Here is a 22,879-nt window from a genome sequence, read left to right as displayed (position 1 = left end):
GAATGACATCAAAGGATGAGACAAACGTTCCGCCGCAATTTGGACTTCGTTTGCCGTTCCTTTCAACGGAAATTTAGAAGTCCGTAAATATAAAGCGGGCCCAATCCGTAGTAGTGTAGCTGCAGATTTCCAAACCGCCATCACGCCACCAGAGGAATCACCCCATGAATTTTTACCGGACAACGCGGCTGATGCTGTCGGGCGCCGCCTTTTTCTCGCTCGCCGGCTCGGCTTTTGCTCTCGACGGCACCGATCTGTTGAAGAAGATCAATGCCGCCTACGCCGCCCAGGGCGGAACGATTGCGGCTGAGAATATCGATATCGACGGCACGACCGTGACCTTGAAGAATGTCACCCTCAAGCCGACCGGCGGTGAAAGCCTGCCCATCGGCGAAATCACCCTTTCCGGCGTCGAAGAAGACGAGGACGGCGGCTATTACATCGAAGAAGCTGCCTTCCCCGACATCAACAAGACCCAAGACGGCGTGACCGTGACGGCGCAGGAACTGACGCTCGGCGGCATCTCCGTACCGGCAACGGCTGGCGGCGACTCCCTCGATACGATGATGCTTTACGAAACCGCCCATACCGGCCCGCTGAAGGTGGTCAAGGACGGTGCGGAAGTGTTCTCGCTGCTCCAGACCGACATGAACCTGACGCTTCGCGAAGACGAATCCGGCTTCGATTTCGACGGCGCCTTCAAAAGCATGAAGGCCGATCTCAGCAAGGCCGAAGACGCGCAGAGCAAGGACGCGATCGAGAAGCTCGCCCTGCAGCACGTCCAGGGCGACATTACCATGAAGGGCGCCTGGGAACTTGCCCCCGGCACCATCGACATTTCGGAATTCGCCTTCGACTTCACCAACATCGGCAAGCTGAATCTTGGCTTCAAGATCTCGGGTTACACGATGGCCTTCATGAAATCGATGCAGGATGCGATGAAGGAATCCGAAACCAATCCGAACAAGGAACAGTCGCAGCAGGCGCTCGGCCTTGCCATGCTCGGCCTGATGCAACAGCTGTCCTTCGAGGCCGCACAGGTGCGTTTCGAAGATGCGTCGATCACCAAGCGTGCGCTTGACTATGCCGGTTCGCAGCAGAACATGTCCGGCAAGCAGATGGCGGATTCGCTGAAGGCGATGACGCCGATCATGCTGGCGCAGCTCAATATTCCGGAACTGCAGAACGCCGTTTCGGCTGCCGTCAACACCTTCCTCGACGATCCGAAGAGCCTGACCGTCAAGGCCGCGCCAGAAAAGCCGGTGCCGTTCCCGACGATCGTCGGTGCCGCCATGGGCGCTCCGAACACGCTGCCGCAGGTACTCGGCGTCAAGGTTTCGGCCAACGACTGATCGCTTCGATCTCACGAAAAAAGGCCCGGCACGCGGACTGCGTGCCGGGCCTTTTATTTTTCTGAGCTCTCTCCAGCCCCATTCCGGGGCTGACGGGCCTGCCGGGCAGCCTGTTCGATCAGTCCTTCTTGACCGGCGGGATCGGCCGGATCGAAAGCTCGCGCAGCTGCGTCGGCGTTGCCGGGGTCGGTGCGCCCATCAGCAGATCCTGGGCCTGCTGGTTCATCGGGAACAGCGAGATTTCACGCAGGTTCTTGGCGCCGACGAGCAGCATGACGATACGGTCGATGCCGAAGGCCGCACCGCCATGCGGCGGCGCGCCGTACTGGAAGGCGCGGTAGAGGCCGCCGAAGCGGTCTTCGACGTCCTGCTGGCTGAGACCGACCTTCTCGAAGGCGGCGACCATGGTTTCCGGCGACTGGTTGCGGATCGAGCCCGAGGCGATTTCGAAGCCGTTGCAGACCGCGTCGTACTGGTAGGCCTTGATGCCAAGCGGATCCTGGTTCAGCAGCGCATCGAGGCCGCCCTGCGGCATCGAGAACGGGTTGTGGGCGAAGTCGATCTTCTTTTCTTCCTCGTTGTATTCGAAGAAGGGGAAGTCGACGATCCAGCACAGCTCGAAGCGGTCGCGGTCGATCAGGTTCAGTTCGTCGGCGGCGCGGTTACGGGCCTCGCCTGCAAACTTGTAGAACTTGGACGGCTCGCCGGCGACGAAGAAGCAGGCGTCGCCCGCCTCAAGGCCGAGCTGCGTGCGGATCGCCTCGGTACGCTCCTCGCCGATGTTTTTGGCAAGCGGTCCGGAGCCGGCGATTTTGCCCTCTTCTTCCTTCCAGAAGATGTAGCCGAGACCGGGCTGCCCCTGGCTCTGCGCCCAGGCATTCATACGGTCGCAGAAGGCGCGCGAGCCGCCGGTCTTTGCCGGGATCGCCCAGATCTCAACCTTCGGATTGGAGGCAATCATGCCGGCGAAGACCTTGAAGCCGGAGCCGGCAAAATGCTCGGTCACCGCTTCCATCACGATCGGGTTGCGCAGATCCGGCTTGTCGGAACCGTACTTGCGGATCGCCTCGTCGTAAGGGATGCGCGGCCATTCCTTGGTCACCGGCTTGCCTTCGGCGAATTCTTCGAAGATCGAAGTCATCATCGGGCCCATCGTGTCCCAGATGTCCTCCTGCTCGACGAAGCTCATTTCGAGGTCGAGCTGGTAGAATTCGCCCGGCAGGCGGTCGGCGCGCGGGTCTTCGTCACGGAAGCAAGGTGCGATCTGGAAATAGCGGTCGAAGCCGGCGACCATCAAGAGCTGCTTATACTGCTGCGGCGCCTGCGGCAGAGCGTAGAAGGTGCCGGGATGGATGCGCGAGGGCACAAGGAAGTCGCGCGCGCCTTCCGGCGAGGAGGCAGTCAGGATCGGCGTGGTATATTCGGTGAAGCCGACATTGCCCATTTCGCGGCGCATCGCCGAGATGACCTGGGTGCGCTTGACGATGTTCTTGTGCAGCGTTTCGCGGCGCAGATCGAGGAAGCGGTACTTGAGGCGGACGTCTTCCGGATAGTCCGGTTCGCCGAAGACCGGCAGCGGCAACTCCTTGGCGGCGGAGAGCACTTCGATCTCCTGGGCGTAAAGCTCGATTTCGCCGGTTGCCATGGTCTTGTTGACGGTGTCTTCGGTGCGGGCCTTGACGAGGCCGTCGATGCGGATGACCCATTCGCCGCGCACGGTCTCCGCCATCTTGAAGGCGGGGCTGTCGGGATCGGCGACGACCTGGGTGATGCCGTAATGGTCGCGCAGGTCGATGAAGAGAACGCCGCCATGGTCGCGAACGCGATGGACCCAGCCGGAAATCCGGACATTGGCGCCGACATCCGACTTGCGGAGGGCTGCACATGTGTGGCTGCGATAGCGATGCATCATCTCAATTCCCGGTATCTGGCTTGAAGACGGCAGCAAGGGGCTCTGATGGCTCTCCCGCACCGACAAGAAAATCGGGCGGAAAAGCGCATGGACGCTCCGATTTGTCAAGACTTGGCGCGCGCAGCCCTCGCGTTTATGGCGAGGCTGCGCCCCGTATGCTGCGGCAGTTTGGCCGCGTTTGCCATATTGATGAAGATGCCTGTCAACTTTAAAAGGATCGGCATTCCAACCCATGGAGCGCCCGCATGCCTCTGCTCACTCGCCGCAACCTCTTGAAGGCATCCGCCGTCGCGGGCGCCTATGGCGTCGGCATGGGCGTTGCCGGTAAATTCGGACTTGCCGAGGCGGCCCCCGAGCCGCAGCTGCTGACGGCTGTAAAGACCGAGGCGATGCTGACCGAGGCGGGGCCGACCCGGGATATCATGAGCTGGGGCCCTGACGGCATGCCGCCGGTTCTGAGGATGACGAAGGGACGCCCTTATGCTGCGCGGCTGAAAAACGGGCTCGACGAGCCGACGACGATCCACTGGCATGGACTTCGCATCGACAACCGCATGGACGGCGTGCCGTTCATGACGCAGCCCTACATCTATACCGGCGACAGCTTCGATTATGCCTTCACGCCGCCCGATGCCGGCACTTTCTGGTATCATCCCCATTGCAACACGCTGACGCAGATGGGGCACGGCATGACCGGCGTCATCGTCGTCGAAGATCCGGCCGATCCGGCGTTCGACGCCGAGGTGGTGCTGAACCTGCGCGACTGGCGGCTCGGCGGCGACGGTCAGTTCATCGCTCCTTTCCGGCCGCGCGACGCCGCCAAGTCCGGCACCTACGGCACGGTGCGCACCGCCAACTGGCATCAGGAGCCGCAATATGACGCGCCGGCCGGCGGGCTGCTTCGGCTGCGTATTGCGGTCACCGACGTGACGCGGATCTTCTCGCTGAAGATGGAAGGTGCCGAGGCGAGCGTGATTGCGATCGACGGCAATCCGGTGCCGAAGCGCTTTCCCCTCGACCTCCTGCAGATCGGGCCGGGTCAGCGGCTCGATCTTGCCGTGCGCATGCCCGACAGCGAGGGCGCCGTCGCGACGCTCGAAGATATCCGCGGCACGACGCCGAAGACGATCGCCAGCCTGCGTGCGGTCGGATCGTCGCTGAAGCGCGAGATCGGCGACATCGGGCCGCTTGTCGAAAATCCGGTGGCGAAGGCCGATCTTTCCGCCGCCGAACAGATCCCGCTGGTGTTGAGCGCCACCGCCGAGAATACCGCCGTCGAAAGCATCTGCGGCACGCTCGGCTATAGTTTCTGGGCCATCAACAAGGTGCCGTGGCCGGGCGATACGCCCGATCCGACGGCGCCGCTGGCGGAATTGAAGCTCGGCAGGAGCTACGTCTTCAATCTGGAGAATGTCACGCCGCATGCGCATCCGATCCATCTGCACGGGATGAGCTTCACGGTGATCTCCTCCTCGACGCGGGAGGTAATGCCGCTGGTGTCGGACACCTATCTCATCCAGCCGGACGAGAAGGTGCAGCTCGCCTTCGTTGCCGACAATCCCGGCGACTGGCTGCTGCATTGCCATATCATCGAGCACCAGAAGACCGGGATGACCAGCTTCCTCAGGGTGAGTTGAGGCGTCCCCCTTTGCCGCAGTTTGGACGTAATTCTTAGCCAGCAATGCTCGAAGCGTATGCTGTTGTATTGACATATCGAAGCGAAAGGAGAAGGAAGGTTCAACCGACCTTTTCCTTGCGAATGAAATGATATGATCGAAACCACCGCCGATTTGGCGGCCGCCTGCAAAGAGCTGGCCAAGTCCGACTTCATCACCATCGACACCGAATTCCTGCGAGAGACGACCTTCTGGCCGGAGCTTTGCCTGATCCAGATGGCGAGCCCGACAACCGAAGTTCTGGTCGATCCGCTGGCCAAGGGCATCGACCTTGCCCCCTTCTTCGAGCTGATGGCCGATCCGAAGGTGCTGAAAGTCTTTCATGCGGCGCGCCAGGACATTGAAATCATCTTCAATCGCGGCAATCTCATTCCGCATCCGATATTCGACACGCAGGTCGCCGCCATGGTTTGCGGCTTCGGCGACAGCGTCTCCTATGATCAGCTGGTCAGCCGCATCAAGAACGTCCATATCGACAAGTCGTCGCGCTTCACCGACTGGAGCCGCCGGCCGCTCTCCGACAAGCAGCTGGAATATGCGCTGGCCGACGTCACCCACCTGCGCGACGTCTACCTGTCGCTGAAGGCGGAACTCGACCGCGAAGGCCGCACCTCCTGGCTCTCCGAGGAGATGGACATTCTCGAGGCGCGCGAAACCTACGACCTGCATCCCGACGATGCCTGGCAGCGGCTGAAGATGCGGCTGCGCAAGCCGCAGGAGCTGGCGATCCTGAAATATGTCGCCGCCTGGCGCGAACGCGAGGCGCGGGCCCGCAACGTGCCGCGTTCGCGGGTGCTGAAGGACGATGCGATCTACGAAATCGCCCAGCAGCAGCCCAAGGATACCGAGGCGCTCGGCCGGCTTCGCACCATTCCGAAAGGCTGGGAGCGCTCGACCTCAGGCGCATCCGTCATCGAGGCCGTCAACGCAGCACTTGCTCTTCCGAAAGCCGATATGCCACATGTGCCGCGCCAGACGCAGGCGCCCGAAGGGGCCGCTGCCGCCGTCGAACTCCTGAAGGTACTGCTGAAGCTGGTTTCGGAAAAACACGGCGTGGCGCCGAAGGTGATCGCCAACAGTGAGGATCTCGACAGGATCGCCGCCGAGGGCGAGAAGGCCGATGTCGCTGCTCTCAACGGCTGGCGGCGCGATCTTTTCGGCGTGCCGGCGCTGCAGCTGATCCAGGGCCGGATCGCTCTGCGCTTCGTCGACCGGAAAGTCGACACCGTCAGCCTCTGAGCTTGCGATCGAATTCGCTTGACGCTTTTTTCCCAGCTGAAACAATGGTCGGGAGAACCATCGGGGCGAAAGGGCCGCATGCGGGAAATATCTCCGACGCAGAACTGGATCTTGATCACGATCGTTCTGGCTGCCAGCGGCGTCGTCTATGACCTGATGTTCTACTCCACCCAGACGCCGGTTATCGGGGCGATCTTTGCGCTCTTCATCGGCATGCCGATCCTCGCCTTCGAACGTAAGGTGCTGTTTCGCGGGCTGTATAGGCGCATCCAGAAGCTGCCGACCTTCGTTTTCATTATCACCGAACTGGTGATCTACGAGATCCTGATGAGCATCGGCTTTGCCTGCGCCGGCCTGCTGCTGTGGTCGCTCGGCATGCTGAATCCAACGTCGCTCCTCGATCTCGTCGTCATGCCGTTCAAGGTCTTCCTCTATGCGCTTGCCGTCTGTTCGGCGATGATCTTCATCCTGCGCGTGCGGGAACTGCTCGGCCGTGAAGTTTTCCTCAGCATGCTCATCAGCCGCTACCGCAATCCGGTCAAGGAAGAGCGTGTCTTCCTGTTCATCGATCTGGTCGATTCGACGGCCTTTGCCGAAAAGCACGGCGACCTCAGAGCGCAGCAGCTGCTGAGCTCGCTGTTTGCGACCTTCGCCGAGCCCGTCCGGCGCCACAAGGGCATGATCAACGACTATGTCGGCGATGCGGCGATCATCACCTGGCCGCTTGCCCGCGGCGTCAAGAATGCGCGCTGCGTGCGCTGCATCTTCGACATCCTCGCCGATATCGAAGCCAATGCCGCCGGCTGGCGGAAAAATTACGGCCAGGTGCCGAAGCTGCGGGCTGCCCTTCACGGCGGCGAGATCATCACCGCCGAAATCGGCGTCGACCATCACAAGATCAGCTATTTCGGCGACACCGTGAACACCACCGCCCGGCTGGAGGCGCTCTGCCGCAGCCTGAACCGGCCGGTGCTGATCTCCGCCGAGCTTGCCCGGCGCATGGAGTTTCCCGACGATATCGCCTGCGAGGATCTCGGCACCCATGCCGTCAAGGGGCGCGGTCAGGCGCTGGGTGTGATGGCGCTTTCCTCACGGGCAGTGACAGTGCTGAACACGCCGGCAGTCATCCTGCACGGCTGAGCAAAACGCTTTCAGCCCGCGTCACCAAAGCTTCACCCAACCGTCAATTCGCTGACACGGAAGCCCTGCTAAGCGGAAGCCATTCGCATCCGTTCCATGGGGATATTATGAAGAACGTCCTTTTTGCTTCCGTATCGCTTTTCATCCTGATGGCCGCCTCCGCTTCGGCCGACCAGCAGCAATTCCCGGCCAAGCTCGCCGGCCAGGCGATCCTGCCTGCCAACACGATGGTTCCGGCCCCCGCCGACGCTCCTGAATTCCTCAAGCACTCCGGCAAGTTCACGACGGCAGACCGCAAACGCACCGAAGCGCTCGGCACCGTTCCCGGCAAGGACGGCGCCCGCATCACCGATCTGAAGCTCCCCTTCGACGGCCAGGCGATCCAGGGTTTCTCCGGCATCAAGACGATGGCTGACGGCACCTTCTGGACGCTGACGGATAACGGCTTCGGCTCGAAGGCCAATTCCTCCGACGCCATGCTCTTCCTGCACCAGATGAAGTTCGACTGGGCAGCCAACAAGGCTGACGTCGTCAAGAACCTCTTCCTCTCCGATCCGAACAAGATCGCCCCCTTCCCGATCGTGCTCGAAGGCACCGATACGCGTTACCTCACCGGCGCCGACTTCGACATCGAATCGATCCAGCCCGTTGCCGACGGTTTCTGGCTCGGCGACGAATTCGGCCCCTACATCCTCAAGGTCGACACGGCGGGCCGTCTGACCGACGTCATCGCGACGACGCTCGACGGCAAGTCGGTGCTTTCGCCCGACAATCCGCTGATCCAGCTTCCCGGCAACCCGACCGCGAAGATGCCGGTCTTCAACCTGAAGCGCTCCGGCGGCTTCGAAGGCCTTGCCATGTCGAAGGACGGCGCCAAGCTCTACGGCCTGCTCGAAGGCGCCCTCTATAGGGATGACGGCCAGATGGAATCGGCCGATGGCCACACCGCCGTCCGCATCATCGAATTCGACGTCGCCGCCAAGAAGTGGACCGGCCGCAGCTGGCTCTATCCGTTCGAGGACAAGGGTGTGTCGATCGGCGACTTCAACATGCTCGACGACACGACCGCTCTCGTCATCGAGCGCGACAGCGGCGCCGGCACCAAGGACAAGGCCTGCGCCGACCCGAAGCAGCCGAAGCCGGATTGCTTCGAGGCTCCGGCCGAGCTGAAGCGCGTCTACAAGATCGAGTTCAACGACGCCAATGCCGGCAAGGCCGTCCGCAAGATCGGCTATATCGACCTTCTGAATATCCAGGACCCCGACAACAAGAAGAAGGCCGGCGCCAAGGACGGCGTCTACGACATGCCCTTCGTGACGATCGAAAACGTCGACCGCGTCGACGCCACGCACATCATCATCGGCAACGACAACAACCTGCCCTTCTCAGCCGGCCGCGCCGTCGACAAGGCCGACAATAGCGAGTTCAGCCTGCTGGAGGTCGGTGAGTTTTTGAACGCGAAGTGATTTGGGTTTGATGTGAGATGGAGGGAGCGGTGCGGAAGTGCCGCCCTTTTGTTTGGCAAGTTATGTATCTGATGGTGTGCCGCGCCAGCCCCCCTCTGCCCTGCCGGGTATCTCCCCACAGGTGGGGAGATCACAAGTGGCTTAGCCTTCCCACCCCTCTACCGTTTCGTCGCGCTGCAACGGCAATTGCTTTGGGAAACCGGTGCGCCTAGCCGATCTCCCCACCTGTGGGGGAGATGGCCGGCAGGCCAGAGGGGGCCGGCACGGCACAACGACCATTGCACCACCCTACTCGAACCGAAACGCCAGCCTCTTGTTCGTGAGCCGCGACAGCTGCTGCAGGCGGCCGTCCAGGCGTTCGCCGGCGAAATCGCGGTATTCGGGGGGCACGACGAATTCGAGGTCGAGATCCGGATTCGCCGATTTGCGGAAGGTGAGGCTTTTGACGATGCCCGGCATCGAGGCCGAGAAGAGGTAGACGACGCGCAGCATGCCGCCGAGCAGCTTGGCGCGCTCGATGAATTGCGGCGTGGCGATCTGCGCCAGCGGTCCGGTGGCGCCGTCGTCGTGCAGGCCCTCGAAACGGTAGTAGTTGGTGAGCGCGATGAAAGCGCGGCCGGGATGGCTGATGCCGACGAAGGAGGAGTGGGCGATGACGTTCAGCGCCTGCAGGCCGCGATAATCGGGATGAGCGCGCCAGCTGATATCGGCAAGCAGACAGGCGGCCTGACGATAGCGGCTTTCCTCTTCGGTTTCCTGGACGCCGAAGAGCGGCATCATGCGGCCGGTCCATTCCGCCAGTTCGCGGGCGTGCTCCGGCGAACGGGCACGCAGGATCGCCAGTTCGCCGGCAGCGGCCAGCAGCGGATCGGCGCGGCGCTCGGCTTCCGACAGCAGCGAATAGAGATATCCCTCGCGCACGCCCTGCGCCGAGAAGGAAATCACCGACGGCTTCATGACGCTCAAGACTTCCTTCATGGCGATGGCGCCGAAGGGCAGCAACGAACGGCGGTGCTTGGAAACGGCCTGCAGCGCCGGCTCCTTGGAATCGCGCGCAGCCGCCACCTGATCGAGGAACAGCATCATCGCTTCGAGCGACACTTCATAACCCTGCATCATGTGCAGCGGATAATTGGTGATCTCCATGTGCAGCTTGGCGATATTTCGCCAGGTGCCGCCGACGGCGTAGAAGGTGCGCCCCTCGCCTTTCGCCAGGAGCTTTGCCGTCTTCACCTGCTTGCGGGCAAAGGTCCGGGCCTTGGAAAGCGAACCGCCGGCATATTCCGACAGGCGCAGACCGCCGAGCGGAAGGGTGATGCCCTTGCCGACCTCCTTGCCCTTGATGTCGATCAGTTCAAGCGAACCACCGCCGAGGTCGCCGGCAATGCCATCGGGATTGAAGAAGCCGCTGATGATGCCGAGTGAGGCGAAACGAGCCTCCTCCTCGCCGGAGAGCACCCGGACGTGGCGCTGCAGGATCGTTTCGGCCTGATGGATGAAATCGGGACCGTTGCTCGCCTCGCGGGCGGCGGCCGTCGCCAGCACATACATGGTGGCGGCGCGGGCCTGATCGGACAGGGCCTTGAAACGGTGCAGCGCCGCCAGAGCCCTGATGACGCTTTCTTCATCCATCTTGCCGGTGACGGCTATGCCTTTGCCGAGGCCGCAGAGGACCTTTTCGTTGAAGAGGATCGTAGGCGAACGGGACAGGCCTTCGTAGACGACAAGACGAATGGAATTCGATCCAATGTCGACGACGGAGACCGGGGCGATCCCTGGAAGGCGCCCCTGGGCTTCAGATTCAACCATATGGTCCAGTTTTACTTGTTGTTGCGGCCTTCGAGCAGGCCGGCGATCAGTTTCGGCGCGCTGGATTTCAGAGCTTCACCACGGCCTGACAGGCTCGGATTGGTCATGAAATACTGCTGCGCATTGAACGGTTCTTCGCCCCTGCGCACCTCCATGCGCCGCGACGTACCGTCGGGCAATATCTCGTAGCTTTGTTGATTGTCAATCACGTTGCCGAGCATAATCTGTGACAAGACCTGCTCGTGAACGGTCGGATTCGTCAGCGGAACCATAGTCTCGACGCGGCGGTCGAGATTTCGCGGCATCATGTCGGCCGAACCGATGTAAACCAGCGCCTTATCGGACGGCAGGCCGTGGCCGTTGCCGAAGCAGAAAATGCGGCTGTGTTCGAGGAAGCGGCCGACGATCGACTTGACGCGGATCTTTTCCGAGAGACCGGGCACCTGCGGACGCAGGCAGCAGATGCCGCGCACGACGAGATCGATTTCGACGCCGGCATGGCTGGCGCGATAGAGCGCGTCGATGATGTCGGGATCGACAAGCGAATTCATCTTCATCCAGATCGCCGCCGGCGCACCGTTCTTGGCGTGCTGAATCTCTTCTTCGATGTGGCGCAAGATGCGCGGGCGCATCGTATAGGGCGAGATGGCGAGCTGCATGCCCTGTTCCGGCTCGCCATAGCCGGTGATGAAGTTGAAGATATTCGCCATGTCGTGGGCGATGACGGGATTGCAGGTGAAATAGGAGAGGTCGGTATAGATCTTCGCCGTGATCGGGTGGTAGTTGCCCGTTCCCAAATGGCAATAGGTCCTCAGCTTGCCTTCTTCGCGGCGGACGACCATCGACATCTTGGCGTGGGTCTTGAGTTCGATGAAGCCGAAGACGACCTGCACGCCGGCACGCTCGAGATCGCGCGCCCAGCGGATGTTCGCCTCTTCGTCGAAGCGGGCCTTGAGTTCCACCAGCGCCGTCACCGACTTGCCGGCTTCGGCGGCGTCGACCAGCGCGCGCACGATCGGACTGTCGTTGGAGGTGCGGTAGAGCGTCTGCTTTATCGCCAGGACATCAGGATCGCGCGCAGCCTGGAGAAGAAACTGGACCACCACGTCGAAGGATTCGTAGGGGTGGTGGACGACCATGTCCTTTTCGCGGATGGCGGCGAAGCAGTCGCCGGCATGTTCGCGGACGCGCTCGGGAAATCGCGCATTGTAGGGCTGGAACCGGAGATCGTCGCGCGGCGCTTTGGTAATCTCCGACAGGGTGTTCAACGCCAGCAGGCCCGGCAGAACGGCGACGCGGTTGTCGGGAATGCTGAGCGCCTGGACGACGAACTGGCGCAGCGAGGCCGGCATTTCGGAATCGGTCTCGATGCGGATGACCTTGCCGCGGCGGCGGCGCTTCAGCGCCGTTTCGAAGAAGCGGACGAGATCCTCGGCCTCTTCCTCGACTTCGATATCGCTGTCGCGGATGACGCGGAACGTACCGGAGCCCTGCACTTCGTAGCCGGGGTAGAGCCTGTGGATGAAGACGTTGGCGACGTCTTCCAGCGTGATGTAGCGGATCGTATTTCCATCATCGGGCAGACGGACGAAGCGGTCGAGCGCCACCGGCAGGCGCAGCAGCGCCGTCATCGGCTCGCGGCCGTTCTTGCTGACGAGCTGCAGGCCGATCGAGAAGCCGAGATTGGGAATGAAGGGGAACGGATGGGCCGGATCGATCGACAGCGGCGTCAGAACCGGAAAGATCGCCTGTTCGAATTCAGCGGCCAGCCACTGGCGGTCGGCATCGCTCAAGGCGCCGGGGCGCACGATCAGGATGTCTTCCTTGGCGAGATACTGCTGCAGCACGGCGAGCGAGGCCTGCTGCTCCATCTGCAGATGGTCGATCTCCTGCAGGATCGAATCGAGCTGTTCGGCCGGCGTCTTGCCGTCGGGGCTGCGAATGGCGATGTTCTGGCGCACCTGACCCTCGAGGCCGGCGACGCGCACCATGAAGAATTCATCGAGGTTGGCGGCCGAAATCGACAGAAAGCGGACGCGCTCGAGCAGCGGATGCTCGGTATTCAAGGTTTCTTCCAGGACACGGCGGTTGAATTGCAGCCAGGAGAATTCCCGATTGATGAAGCGCTCGGGGCTCTTGAGCAGCTCTTCCAGCGGGGGGGTATTATCGTTGATCTCAGGCGTGAGTTCCTGATGTTCTGCGACTGCGCTATCCATGGTCCGCTTACCCCGTTCTCAATCGCCGACGGCAATTATATCAGTTTCACGACGGAACTGTGACAGTCAATCGGCCGGCTCCGAATTTCCCAATTCATTCAATACTTCAGCGGCCAGAGTGCGGGTGATTTTGGTGCCTCGCGACAGGGCCAGCCGGTCAAGCCTTTCGACGATCGTCTGGGCGGCGTTCAGCGACCGCTCCATCCGGTTGACGATATAGAGCACGAGTTTGTCATCTATATAAAGCTGCCGGTCGGCAAAGAGCTTGACGATTACCTGCGACAACAGCGCCTCATCGGGTTCGCCGATCTCGACGACGGTCGCAGCCTTCAGGCGCGAGCGCAGATCGGGCAGCAAAACCGGCCACGACATCGGCCAGAGACGGCTTGTGATCAAAAGGCTGGTGCCGTTTTCGCGTACGCTGTTGATAACGTGGAACAGCGCATTGTCGTCGAAACCGAGACGATCGGCATCCTCAAATAGAACGGGGCCGTTCGCCGCCGCAACGGCGGCATCGGAGCCGAGCTTGGGATGAATGATCTCCGCCCCGCTGTGTTCCTTCCAGATGCCGGCCAGATGCGATTTGCCCGAGCCCACCGGGCCGGCAAGGATAACGACTGGCGACGGCCAGTTCGGCCAGGCGTCGACGATCGAAACGGCAGCAGCGAGACGCTCCGAGATCAGCAGGTCGTCACGCCCGCTGGCGGCATCATGCGAAAAGGCGAGCGGCAGCTGCTCTCCGGCCTTGCGCTTCGGATCAGCGTTCTTCACGTCATTCATTGGGAACTGATTTCGTCTTCCGGGCGCGGCCACTGGATGACCCGCCAAAATAAAGATCGCTCTGAAGGTAACGCGAAAGCGCGAAACGAACAAGCACACCGACGGCCGCCGCCGCCGGCACCGCGACCAGAAGCCCGACGAAACCGAAGAGCGCGCCAAAGGCAAAAAGCGCAAACATCAGCCAGACCGGATGCAGGCCGACGCTGGAGCCGACGAGTTTGGGCTGCAGGATGTTGCCTTCGAGGAACTGGCCGCTGAAGAAGACGGCGAGCACCAGGCCGATCCAGAAATAATCCGGCCAGAACTGGACGATCGCCACGCCGACGGCGAGAACCAGGCCGACCATCGAGCCGACATAGGGGATGAAACTGATCATGCCGGCGAAGAGACCGATCAACAGGCCGAAGTTCAGCCCGACCAGGGAGAGGCCGGCGGCATAATAAATGCCGAGGATGAGGCAGAGCGAGCCTTGGCCGCGGATGAAACCGGCGATCGCCTGATCGATCTCGCTGGCGATCTGGCGGACGTCGCTGATATAATCGCGCGGGATCCACTGATCGACCTTGGAGACCATGCGGTCCCAATCGAGCAGGATATAGAAGGCGACGACGGGGGTGACGACGAGCAGCGATATGACGTCGACGATCGCCTTGCCGGAATTCCAGATCTGCGCGAAGAGCCCGGTCAAGAAGCCCATGCCTTCGGAGAGGATGCCGGAGAAATTGTCCTTGATCGTGCCAGCCTGGCTCTTGACCCAGTCCGGCAGCAGCGAGTTTTTCGAGCTGTCGATGAACTGCTGCAGCTGGCTGATGTAACCCGGCAGCCGCTCGGCGAAATCGTTGAACTGGCTGACGAGCACGGGAATGAGGATCATCAGCGCCAGCGCGAAGGTGATCACGAAGGCGATCAGGATGACGACCGTCGCCATCATGCGGCTCAGGCCCAGACGCTCCAGCCGGTCGGCCACGGGATCGAGGAAATAGGCGATCGCCATGCCGGCGATGAACGGCAAGAGGATCGAGCTGAAGACGTAGAGAAAGGCGATGAAGAAGACGAGCACTGCCAGCCAGAAGAAGATCTGACGCTTGAGACTGTTGCCGCTGACTTGCTGTGGCATCTCTTCTCCGCTGATCGCTTTCCGCCGCCAAACGCCGCATCCGAACCGAAGCGGCCATTCAGCACATAGGATGCAGGCGCAAAGATGGTCAACCCTGTCGCGGCAAATCCCGGAAAGCCTGCGAGAAGACGCGGGAAATTGGAGGCTTTTGCCATGCAGCGCTTGCATAAACGCCCCTGTCATGCAATTGCGACCGGCAGATGACGCGGCGCGTCTGCCGCCTGAAATAGCCATCGGAGACCAGCATGAGCCAGTCTGGGAAAAACGGCCTGACCTACAGCGACGCGGGCGTCGACATCGATGCCGGCAACCTCCTCGTCGAGAAGATCAAACCGGCGGTGCGCTCGACCAGGCGTCCCGGCGCCGACGGCGAGATCGGCGGCTTCGGCGGGCTCTTCGATCTCAAGGCCGCAGGCTTTACCGATCCGGTTCTGGTCGCCGCCAATGACGGCGTCGGCACCAAGCTGAAGATCGCCATCGATGCCGATTATCACGACACCGTCGGCATCGACCTCGTCGCCATGTGCGTCAACGATCTCGTGGTGCAGGGCGCCGAGCCGCTGTTCTTCCTCGATTATTTCGCGACCGGCAAACTCGATCCCGACCAGGGTGCGGCGATCGTCGGCGGCATCGCAGCCGGCTGCCGCGAGGCGGGCTGCGCGCTGATCGGCGGCGAAACCGCCGAAATGCCCGGCATGTATTCCTCCGGCGATTACGATCTCGCCGGTTTTGCCGTCGGTGCTGCCGAGCGCGGCAAGCTGCTGCCGTCCGGCGATATCGCCGAGGGTGACGTGATCCTCGGCCTCGCCTCCTCCGGCGCCCATTCCAACGGCTTCTCGCTGGTGCGCAAGATCGTCGAACTCTCCGGCCTCGGCTGGGATGCGCCGGCGCCGTTCGCCGAAGGCAAGAAGCTCGGCGAAGCGCTGCTCACCCCGACCCGCATCTATGTGAAACCGCTCCTCAAGGCGATCCGCGAGACGGGTGCGCTGAAGGCGCTGGCGCATATCACCGGCGGCGGCTTCCCTGAAAATATTCCGCGCGTGCTGCCGAAACATCTGGCCGCCGAGATCGATCTTGATGCCGTCAAGGCGCCGCCGGTCTTCTCATGGCTCGCCAAATCCGGCGGCGTCGAGGCGAAAGAAATGCTGCGCACCTTCAACTGCGGCGTCGGCATGATCGTCGTCGTCGCTGAAGAGAATGCCGCGGCAGTTTCCTCGGCACTGGAGGCCGAAGGCGAAAAGGTCATCACGCTCGGCCGGATGATTGCCCGCGACGAAGGTGCTGCCGGTACGGTCTACAAGGGCACGCTTGCCCTATGAGCACGCCGCGCAAACGCGTCGTCGTCTTCATATCAGGCAGCGGCTCCAACATGATGGCGCTGATCGCAGCGGCGAAGGCCGCCGACTATCCGGCCGAAATCGTCGGCGTCATCTCCGACAAGCCGGACGCCGGCGGGCTTGCCAAGGCCGCCGCCGAAGGCATCGCCACCTTCGCTTTCCCGCGCAAGGATTACGCCAGTAAGGATGCGCATGAGGCGGCGATCTTTTCCGCGCTCGACACGCTTTCGCCCGATATTCTCTGTCTCGCCGGCTACATGCGGCTGCTGACGGCGACCTTCATCCAGCGTTACGAAGGCCGGATGCTCAACATCCACCCTTCCCTGCTGCCGCTGTTTCCAGGCCTGCATACACATCAGCGCGCCATCGACGCCGGCATGCGCATTGCCGGCTGCACCGTGCATTTCGTCACCGAAGCCATGGACGAGGGACCGACGATCGGCCAGGCTGCCGTGCCGGTTCTTTCCGGCGATACGGCCGAAAGCTTGGCCGCGCGGGTGCTCACCGTTGAACACCAGATCTATCCGCAGGCGCTGCGGCTCTTTGCCGAAGGCCGCGTGGCGATGGAAGGCGGTAAAGCCGTCAGTGCTGAGGGTTCGGCCGCTGCGCCCAAGGTCCAGCTGATTTCGCTGATCGGCGATCGGGCTTAAGCTGCCAGCGCCCGCAGTGGATGCAACGTGCCGTCGCTGTAAACAAAGCGGCCGGCGCGGAAGGTGGCGCGGATGCGGTTGATGTCGCCGGGTTCGACCGCCACAAGATCGGCGCGCTGACCGAGGGCGATTTCGCCGCGGTCGGAGAGGCCGGCGGAGCGGGCGGCATTGCCGGTTGCCATGGCGACGGCTGAGGGCAGACCGCCTTCCACCATGTCGGCGAGCTTGAAGATGCCGGGCACGAAGGCGGCCGGATGATAATCGGCGGCGATGACGCTGAGCAGTCCGGCCTTGGCGGCATCGAGGGCACTGAGATTGCCGGACATCGATTGGCCGCGCAGGGCGTTCGGGGCGCCCATCAGCGTCCAGAGACCGCGGCGGCGGGCCTCTTCCGCGGCAAGTGCGGTCACCGGAAACTCGCTGATGGTGACGCCGAGGTCGTGCATTTCGGCGACCTTCTCGACGCTGTCGTCGTCATGCGAGGCAAGCGACAGCTTATGCTTCAGCGACAGCGCGACGATCTCCTTCAGCTTGGCCTCGATCTCGGGATTGCTGCGCATGGCGATGCGCTTGGCGACGATCTCGGCGGCCATGTCCTCGGAGATGGCGCGGCGCTCGGAAATGCTGAGGATGTAGCTTTGCAGGTTGTTGTACTGGCCCTGGCCCGGCGTGTGGTCGGTGAGCGAGACCATGTCGACCTGACCGGCATTCAGCAGGCGCTCGAGTGCGGGAGCGGCGCCGACATTGGTGATTTCGTAGCGGGCGTGGACGCGGTGGTCGATCAGCAGATCGTCGCGCAGGCGGTTGATGCCCTCGATCACGGCCGAGGTGGTCTCCAGCGAGCGGACGTGGCCGTAGACGCTTTCGGTGGCGAAGGAGACGGCGGCAAAGGCCGTCGTCACACCGGCAGCGGCAAGTTTCTTGTCGAGCTCGTGGATGCCGAAATCGATCGGCATCGTCGCGTTCGGCCGCGGCGCGATCTCGCGCTCGATCATGTCGCCGTGGAGATCGACGAATCCCGGCATCAGCAGCCGCCCGCCGCCGTCGATGGCGGCAGCGGCAACCGGCTCTGCTCTGATCTCGGCAATGACGCCATCTTCAACACGCACGGAACCTTCACTCACCACCTCGTTTGGGAGAACGAGGGTGAAATTGCTGAGCCACATGGGCTTTCTCCTGACCGCATCCGATGATTGCCGCAGCGGATAGAACCGCTTGGTGACAGCCGTATGAAATTACGAGCGCTATTCTTAAAGCGGAAACCTGAGCTTTGGAATGGCAGGATGGACTTGCCCCGGTTCACGGCCATTGATTCAGGCAGCATATATCCAGAAGGCAGCGGCCCCGGCGGCCGCATTGACTAGTCATAAAATAACTAGTAATACTATGACTATTATGATCAAACGCTCTCCAATCGCGCTCGCCGTCCTTGCAATGCTCATGGAAGAGCCACTGCATCCCTATCGAATGCAGCGGCTCATCAAGGAGCGCGGCAAGGACGAGGTGATCAATGTCACGCAGAGAGCGAGCCTTTATCAAACAATCCAGCGGCTCGAACGCGAGGGTTTGATCACCGCGCAGAAAACAGTCCGGGATGACAAACGTCCCGAGCGGACCGTGTACGAGATATCCGAGAAGGGCCGCAAGATCGCGCTGGAATGGATGCGGGCGATATTGTCGACCTTAACGCAGGAATATCCCGAATTCCCCGCAGCCATATCATTTCTTCCTTTGCTTACGCCTGATGATGTGGCGAGGCAGCTCGAGCTCAGAGCAAAAGCCCTCGAGGTGGAACTTCGCCGGATCGACGAAGTCCTGCAGGAAGCGCAGGTGGTTCCAAGGCTCTTCCTTCTCGAGATGGAATATCTCCGAGCGCTTCACGCAGCCGAATTATCCTGGGTCAACAGCATTGTCGGGGATCTCGGCGCCCAGCGCATCAGCTGGACGGAAGAATGGCTGAGGCAGATCGCCGCCAAGTTCTCCATCGATGCCAAACTCGACCAGGGCTAACACCATGAAGGTTTTGATTATCGGCGCCGGAACCGGCGGTTTGGCACTCGCTCAGCTGCTTAAGCAGGCTGGGGTTTGCATAGCGGTATATGAGCGCGACCTTCAGCCGAATACCGACAGCGGGGGTCATCGCGTCGGCATCAGCCCGGCTGGAAGCCGAGCGCTGCGAGCCTGCATCCCCGGCGAGCTCTACGATCTCTACGTCGCCACCTGCGCCAGGTCGCCGCGTTATTTCAACATGCTCACTGAACAGCTCTGCGAAGTGCTGAGCTTCGATATCGATGATACAGACCCGAATGCTCTCGACGGTGAAAAGAATGTCATTCGAAAGACGCTGAGGCGGGTTCTGCTCAGGGGTCTTGAAGACGACGTCCTCTTCGGGAAAGCGCTTCAAGGCTACTCAAGCAACGCCGACGGGTCGGTCACCGCCTGCTTTCAGGATGGGAGCCGTGCGACGGGAGACGTCCTGGTAGGCGCCGACGGCACGGGTTCCGCGGTACGCAGGCAACGCCTGCCGGAAGCGCGTCTGGAAGATACGGGGATCATATCGATCGGGGGCAAAATTCCTATGACGGTCGAGACGAAAGCCCTGCTGTCGGACAAAATGTTCAAAGGCATGTCGGTGATTATGGCGCCGATGGGCTTCGGCGCAATCATTCACTCGCTCGAGTTCGGCGACAGCCGAAATGATCCTGGTGTCGCTGCCCGTTGGCCGGATTTCGTCGGAGCGCTCGACGAGGACAGCATCGGCTGGGGGATATGGGGCGCTCGGCAGAATTGCCCGCGCGATCCGGCCGGACTGAGCGGCGAACAGCTGAGAGAACTGGGCCTGGAGCTCGCACGGGACTGGCATCCGCATTTACGCACCCTCATCCGCATGACAGACCCCTCGACGATCCGCGACATAAAGGTCAGGACCTCGGTCCCGCTGTCGCCTTGGGCGAGTTCAAATGTGACTCTGCTCGGTGACGCTATCCATACGATGACACCCGGGCGAGGCGCAGGCGCCAATACAGCGCTTCGCGATGCCGCACTGCTTGGACGCATGCTGGTCGAAGCGAACCAGGGGCGAAAGCCGCTCATCGAAGCCATACACGCTTACGAAGTCGAGATGCTTCGCTATAGTCGTGAAGCAATTCATGAATCGAAAAAGCAGATGGATGCGAGCGATCTGGCTCATCGGCCGATTGTCGGCAGACTCCAGCTCGCTGTCACGCGCGGCGGGATGCGCATCATCAACGCGATGCCTGCAGTCAAGCGGCGCGCCTTTCGGCAAATGATGCGAGTTCGCGGGGAGAACTAATACCCTCGTGGATCATGTCGATCCACCCCAGCGGCCACGTCAAGAAGCAGGTCCCGATCGCCTTACCCGCTATCGAAGTGTGCCCCTGTTCAACAGCGCCCATTGCAGCAGCACGATCGTCTTGGCGTCGAAGATCTCGCCGGTTTCGATCATTGCGGCGGCTTCGTCGAGCGGGACTTCGAGAATCTCGATATCCTCGTGCTCCTCGTCCAGGCCGCCGCCTTCGGCCACGCGGTCGGCGCTGTCGATCAGCGATACGAAGAAGTGGACCACTTCGGTGATGGCACCCGGCGAGGTGTAGCATTTGAACAGAAAACGCGCATCGCGCAGGTGGTAACCGGTCTCCTCCATCGCCTCGCGACGGATCGCCGCTTCGGGATGATCGTCGTCGAGAAGGCCGGCCGGCACCTCGATCATCCAGGCGGGATCGCCATGGAGATGGACAGGAAGGCGGAACTGGCGGACGAGGACGACGAGATCGCGTTTCGGATCGTAAAGCAGGATGCAGGCGGCCTGCGTGCGGTGATAGACCTCCCGCTTCAATCTCTGGGTCGCGCCCCTGCGGTCGATGTAGTCGAGCAGATAGCTGCTCAACCGCGTCCAGCCATTCGACAGCGTTTCCTCGCTGACGATTTTCACCCGTGATTTCGGCTGCATCATATTGCGTCCTTGCGAAGCCAGACCTTGTTGTCGTGTACGGCCGCCCCGCCATAGGGCGCGACCGGGTCAGCACCGGTCAAAACGTTGATACCCTCGCCGTCGACATGCGCCTTGTTCGGCCAGAGGCCCTCGGCGATCAGCACGCCCGATTTCACTTCGGTGGTGATGCGGGCGTGGATGCGCAGGTCGCCGCGGCTGTTGCCGATGCGGACGAGATCGCCATGAGCGATGCCGCCGGCTTCGGCGTCGGCCGGATTGATCATCACCTCGGGGCGGCCCTCCTTCTGGCGGGAGGTCTTGGTCTCGGAGAAGCTCGAATTCAGGAAGTTACGCGCCGGCGAGGTGGCGAGACGGAAGGGATGCTCGGGATCGGCGACTTCGATGACATCGACCTGATCCGGGAAGGCCGGCAGCGCAGCATGCGGCCCGAGCACGCCGATGGCCGCCGGCGGCTTGTTCGGCGCCGGCTGATTGATCCAGTCCGGGCGGAAATGGAACCTGCCATCGGGATGGGCAAAGCCGTTCAGGAAATGCGCCTCCTCGAAAGCCGGCTGGCGGTCGAACCATTTGTGCTCGAGGAAATGCTCGTAATCCGGCAGTCCACTCGCTTCGAGCACGCGGTCGACCATCTCGCGGGCGGTGAAGCCGAAGCCGGGGCGATCGGCGACGCCGAGGCGTTTGGCCAGTTCCTCGATGACGAAGAGATTGGTGCGCACGCTTGGCGGCGGCTCGACCAGCTTCGGCCCCAGCAGAATATGGTTCTGGCCGCCGGCGCGGTAGATATCGTCGTGCTCGACGAACATCGTCGCGGGCAGGACGATATCGGCGATGTCGGCCGTTTCGGTCATGAACTGCTCGTGGACGGCAACGAAGAGGTCGTCGCGGGCAAAGCCGCGCCTGACGAGGCGCTGCTCGGGGGCGATGTTGGCCGGATTGGTGTTCTGGATCAACATGGCCGTCACCGGGCCGCGATGGCGCAGCGCCACCGCATCGCCGGTCAGCACCCGGCCGATCTGCGACTGGTCGAGCATGCGGATATCGGCATCCTTCATCGACCGGCCGGTCAGTTCCGCATTGTTCATGCGGAATATATCGGTGTTCGAATGGAAGGCGCCACCGCCCTCATATTGCCAGGAGCCGAGAACTGTGGCGATCGAGGCGGCCGCATGCATGGCAACAGCCCCGTTGCGCTGGCGGGTGAAGCCATAGCCCAGGCGGAAGAAGGTCTTCTTCGTCGTGCCGACGAGGCGGGCGAAGGCTTCGATCTCGTCGACCGAGAGGCCGGTGATCGCAGCCGCCCATTGCGGCGTCCTGGTCTTCAGATGCGCTTCGAGACCCTCCGGATCGTCGGCGTATTTCGCCATGTATTCACGGTCGGCATAGCCGTCGCGGAAGGCGATGTGCATGACGGCGCAGGCGAGTGCTGCATCGGTGCCCGGCTTGACGATCAGCGCCATGTCGGCCTGCTTCATCGTCGGATTGTCGTAGATGTCGATGACGACGATCCTGGCGCCGCGCTCCTTGCGCGACTTGATGGCATGGGTCATCACGTTGACCTGCGTCGAGACCGCATTGGTGCCCCAGATGACGACGCAATCGGTGCGGCCCATTTCGCGCGGATCGGGACCGCGCAGCGCGCCGGTCGCCACGGTGAAGCCGGTCCAGGCGGGGTTGGTGCAGATCGACGAGAAGAAACCGGAATAACGCTTGGCATGGCGCAGGCGATCGATGGAATCGCGCTGCACCCAGCCCATGGTGCCGGCATAGAAATAGGGCCAGATCGCCTCGCTGCCGTCCCTCGCCTCGGCCTTCACGAAGGCTTCGGCGATCTCGTCAAGCGCATCGTCCCAGGAAATCTGCTGCCACTGCCCTGCCCCCTTGGCCCCGGTGCGGCGCAAGGGATGCATCAGCCGGTCGGGATGATAAAGCCGTTCGGCATAACGGGCGACCTTGGCGCAGATGACGCCCGAGGTGTAGGAATGATCGTTTGCACCACGCACGCGGCCGATGCGGCCATCCTCCGCTATCTCGACCTCCAGCGCGCAGGTGGAGGGACAGTCGTGCGGACAGGCCGTGTGGCCGACCTTGCTGTCCAGCTTCGGGGATTTGGCGTGGATGGGGGTCGCAATGTTCATGGCCTTTGTATATTGCAAGGCTTCTGCGGCCAAAAGCCACAAAAACTCTCGATAACGCGAATTCATACGGGCATCAG

At 62.0% G+C, this 22,879-nt stretch carries 17 protein-coding genes; 9 read left to right on the top strand and 8 right to left on the bottom strand.

Annotation, left to right across the window (positions count from 1 at the left end; all coding sequences use genetic code 11):
• The first annotated feature begins 164 nt into the window (after positions 1-164).
• Positions 165-1,352, top strand: coding sequence for a hypothetical protein (locus RHEC894_RS07420; protein ID WP_085736806.1), 1,188 nt, complete (start codon positions 165-167; stop codon positions 1,350-1,352).
• 118 nt (positions 1,353-1,470) lie between these two features.
• Here RHEC894_RS07420 and aspS read toward each other — a convergent pair whose 3' ends face one another.
• Positions 1,471-3,261, bottom strand: a complete 1,791-nt coding sequence (gene aspS, locus RHEC894_RS07415) for an aspartate--tRNA ligase (protein WP_085738893.1) — start codon at positions 3,259-3,261, stop codon at positions 1,471-1,473.
• Between the two features lie 248 nt (positions 3,262-3,509).
• On the opposite strand from aspS, the gene RHEC894_RS07405 reads away from it, so the two are divergent.
• The 4 genes from RHEC894_RS07405 (at position 3,510) to RHEC894_RS07390 (ending at position 8,785) form a co-directional block, all read left to right on the top strand.
• Positions 3,510-4,901 carry a multicopper oxidase family protein gene (locus tag RHEC894_RS07405; RefSeq protein WP_085736805.1) on the top strand — a complete coding sequence of 464 codons (1,392 nt, stop codon included), beginning with the start codon at positions 3,510-3,512 and terminating at the stop codon, positions 4,899-4,901.
• 132 nt (positions 4,902-5,033) lie between these two features.
• A complete protein-coding gene (gene rnd, locus RHEC894_RS07400) occupies positions 5,034-6,179 on the top strand; it encodes a ribonuclease D (RefSeq protein ID WP_085736804.1) in 1,146 nt (381 codons plus the stop codon).
• A gap of 78 nt (positions 6,180-6,257) precedes the next feature.
• Positions 6,258-7,319 carry an adenylate/guanylate cyclase domain-containing protein gene (locus RHEC894_RS07395; RefSeq protein ID WP_085736803.1) on the top strand — a complete coding sequence of 354 codons (1,062 nt, stop codon included), beginning with the start codon at positions 6,258-6,260 and terminating at the stop codon, positions 7,317-7,319.
• Positions 7,320-7,426: 107 nt separating this feature from the next.
• Entirely contained in the window at positions 7,427-8,785 is a 1,359-nt protein-coding gene (locus RHEC894_RS07390; protein ID WP_085736802.1) for an esterase-like activity of phytase family protein, read from the top strand.
• A gap of 288 nt (positions 8,786-9,073) precedes the next feature.
• Here RHEC894_RS07390 and ppx read toward each other — a convergent pair whose 3' ends face one another.
• From ppx to RHEC894_RS07370, 4 genes are all read right to left on the bottom strand, one after another.
• Complete coding sequence (ppx, locus tag RHEC894_RS07385) at positions 9,074-10,594, bottom strand: exopolyphosphatase (protein ID WP_085736801.1); 1,521 nt, start codon at positions 10,592-10,594, stop codon at positions 9,074-9,076.
• An 11-nt stretch (positions 10,595-10,605) separates the two neighbouring features.
• On the bottom strand, positions 10,606-12,810 hold the full coding sequence (locus RHEC894_RS07380) for an RNA degradosome polyphosphate kinase (RefSeq protein WP_085736800.1): 2,205 nt from the start codon (positions 12,808-12,810) through the stop codon (positions 10,606-10,608).
• Positions 12,811-12,876: 66 nt separating this feature from the next.
• On the bottom strand, positions 12,877-13,590 hold the full coding sequence (gene hdaA / locus RHEC894_RS07375) for a DnaA regulatory inactivator HdaA (protein WP_085736799.1): 714 nt from the start codon (positions 13,588-13,590) through the stop codon (positions 12,877-12,879).
• On the bottom strand, positions 13,583-14,707 hold the full coding sequence (locus tag RHEC894_RS07370; protein WP_085736798.1) for an AI-2E family transporter: 1,125 nt from the start codon (positions 14,705-14,707) through the stop codon (positions 13,583-13,585). Before RHEC894_RS07370 ends, hdaA begins: the two co-directional genes overlap by 8 nt.
• Before the next feature lie 245 nt (positions 14,708-14,952).
• Here RHEC894_RS07370 and purM point away from each other — a divergent pair, with 245 nt between their 5' ends.
• A complete protein-coding gene (purM, locus tag RHEC894_RS07365) occupies positions 14,953-16,026 on the top strand; it encodes a phosphoribosylformylglycinamidine cyclo-ligase (protein WP_085736797.1) in 1,074 nt (357 codons plus the stop codon).
• Positions 16,023-16,694: a phosphoribosylglycinamide formyltransferase gene (gene purN, locus RHEC894_RS07360; RefSeq protein ID WP_010068408.1), complete on the top strand. Its 672-nt coding sequence runs from the start codon at positions 16,023-16,025 to the stop codon at positions 16,692-16,694. Before purM ends, purN begins: the two co-directional genes overlap by 4 nt.
• Here the strand turns inward: purN and RHEC894_RS07355 are convergent.
• Complete coding sequence (locus RHEC894_RS07355) at positions 16,691-17,860, bottom strand: alpha-D-ribose 1-methylphosphonate 5-triphosphate diphosphatase (protein WP_085736796.1); 1,170 nt, start codon at positions 17,858-17,860, stop codon at positions 16,691-16,693. The genes purN and RHEC894_RS07355 overlap by 4 nt on opposite strands.
• 220 nt (positions 17,861-18,080) lie before the next feature.
• Between RHEC894_RS07355 and RHEC894_RS07350 the strand changes: the two genes are divergently transcribed.
• A complete protein-coding gene (locus RHEC894_RS07350) occupies positions 18,081-18,704 on the top strand; it encodes a PadR family transcriptional regulator (RefSeq protein WP_281069156.1) in 624 nt (207 codons plus the stop codon).
• Positions 18,705-18,708: 4 nt separating this feature from the next.
• Positions 18,709-20,007 (top strand): NAD(P)/FAD-dependent oxidoreductase, encoded by a 1,299-nt coding sequence (locus RHEC894_RS07345; protein WP_010069078.1) that lies wholly within the window; start codon positions 18,709-18,711, stop codon positions 20,005-20,007.
• Positions 20,008-20,076: 69 nt separating this feature from the next.
• Here RHEC894_RS07345 and RHEC894_RS07340 read toward each other — a convergent pair whose 3' ends face one another.
• Entirely contained in the window at positions 20,077-20,667 is a 591-nt protein-coding gene (locus RHEC894_RS07340; protein WP_085736795.1) for an NUDIX domain-containing protein, read from the bottom strand.
• Positions 20,664-22,868: a molybdopterin oxidoreductase family protein gene (locus RHEC894_RS07335; protein ID WP_085736794.1), complete on the bottom strand. Its 2,205-nt coding sequence runs from the start codon at positions 22,866-22,868 to the stop codon at positions 20,664-20,666. Before RHEC894_RS07335 ends, RHEC894_RS07340 begins: the two co-directional genes overlap by 4 nt.
• Positions 22,869-22,879: the final 11 nt, after the last annotated feature.

It is taken from the genome of Rhizobium sp. CIAT894, assembly GCF_000172795.2.
Classification (GTDB): domain Bacteria; phylum Pseudomonadota; class Alphaproteobacteria; order Rhizobiales; family Rhizobiaceae; genus Rhizobium.
This window is presented reverse-complemented; position numbering and strand designations above follow the sequence as displayed.

Excerpts from the sequence above, each read along its gene's own strand:
- RHEC894_RS07420 (WP_085736806.1), top strand. The coding sequence starts at position 165 with ATGAATTTTTACCGGACAACGCGGCTGATGCTGTCGGGCGCCGCCTTT.
- aspS (WP_085738893.1), bottom strand. The coding sequence starts at position 3,261 with ATGCATCGCTATCGCAGCCACACATGTGCAGCCCTCCGCAAGTCGGAT.
- RHEC894_RS07405 (WP_085736805.1), top strand. The coding sequence starts at position 3,510 with ATGCCTCTGCTCACTCGCCGCAACCTCTTGAAGGCATCCGCCGTCGCG.
- rnd (WP_085736804.1), top strand. The coding sequence starts at position 5,034 with ATGATCGAAACCACCGCCGATTTGGCGGCCGCCTGCAAAGAGCTGGCC.
- RHEC894_RS07395 (WP_085736803.1), top strand. The coding sequence starts at position 6,258 with ATGCGGGAAATATCTCCGACGCAGAACTGGATCTTGATCACGATCGTT.
- RHEC894_RS07390 (WP_085736802.1), top strand. The coding sequence starts at position 7,427 with ATGAAGAACGTCCTTTTTGCTTCCGTATCGCTTTTCATCCTGATGGCC.
- ppx (WP_085736801.1), bottom strand. The coding sequence starts at position 10,594 with ATGGTTGAATCTGAAGCCCAGGGGCGCCTTCCAGGGATCGCCCCGGTC.
- RHEC894_RS07380 (WP_085736800.1), bottom strand. The coding sequence starts at position 12,810 with ATGGATAGCGCAGTCGCAGAACATCAGGAACTCACGCCTGAGATCAAC.
- hdaA (WP_085736799.1), bottom strand. The coding sequence starts at position 13,590 with ATGAATGACGTGAAGAACGCTGATCCGAAGCGCAAGGCCGGAGAGCAG.
- RHEC894_RS07370 (WP_085736798.1), bottom strand. The coding sequence starts at position 14,707 with ATGCCACAGCAAGTCAGCGGCAACAGTCTCAAGCGTCAGATCTTCTTC.
- purM (WP_085736797.1), top strand. The coding sequence starts at position 14,953 with ATGAGCCAGTCTGGGAAAAACGGCCTGACCTACAGCGACGCGGGCGTC.
- purN (WP_010068408.1), top strand. The coding sequence starts at position 16,023 with ATGAGCACGCCGCGCAAACGCGTCGTCGTCTTCATATCAGGCAGCGGC.
- RHEC894_RS07355 (WP_085736796.1), bottom strand. The coding sequence starts at position 17,860 with ATGTGGCTCAGCAATTTCACCCTCGTTCTCCCAAACGAGGTGGTGAGT.
- RHEC894_RS07350 (WP_281069156.1), top strand. The coding sequence starts at position 18,081 with ATGACTATTATGATCAAACGCTCTCCAATCGCGCTCGCCGTCCTTGCA.
- RHEC894_RS07345 (WP_010069078.1), top strand. The coding sequence starts at position 18,709 with ATGAAGGTTTTGATTATCGGCGCCGGAACCGGCGGTTTGGCACTCGCT.
- RHEC894_RS07340 (WP_085736795.1), bottom strand. The coding sequence starts at position 20,667 with ATGATGCAGCCGAAATCACGGGTGAAAATCGTCAGCGAGGAAACGCTG.
- RHEC894_RS07335 (WP_085736794.1), bottom strand. The coding sequence starts at position 22,868 with ATGAATTCGCGTTATCGAGAGTTTTTGTGGCTTTTGGCCGCAGAAGCC.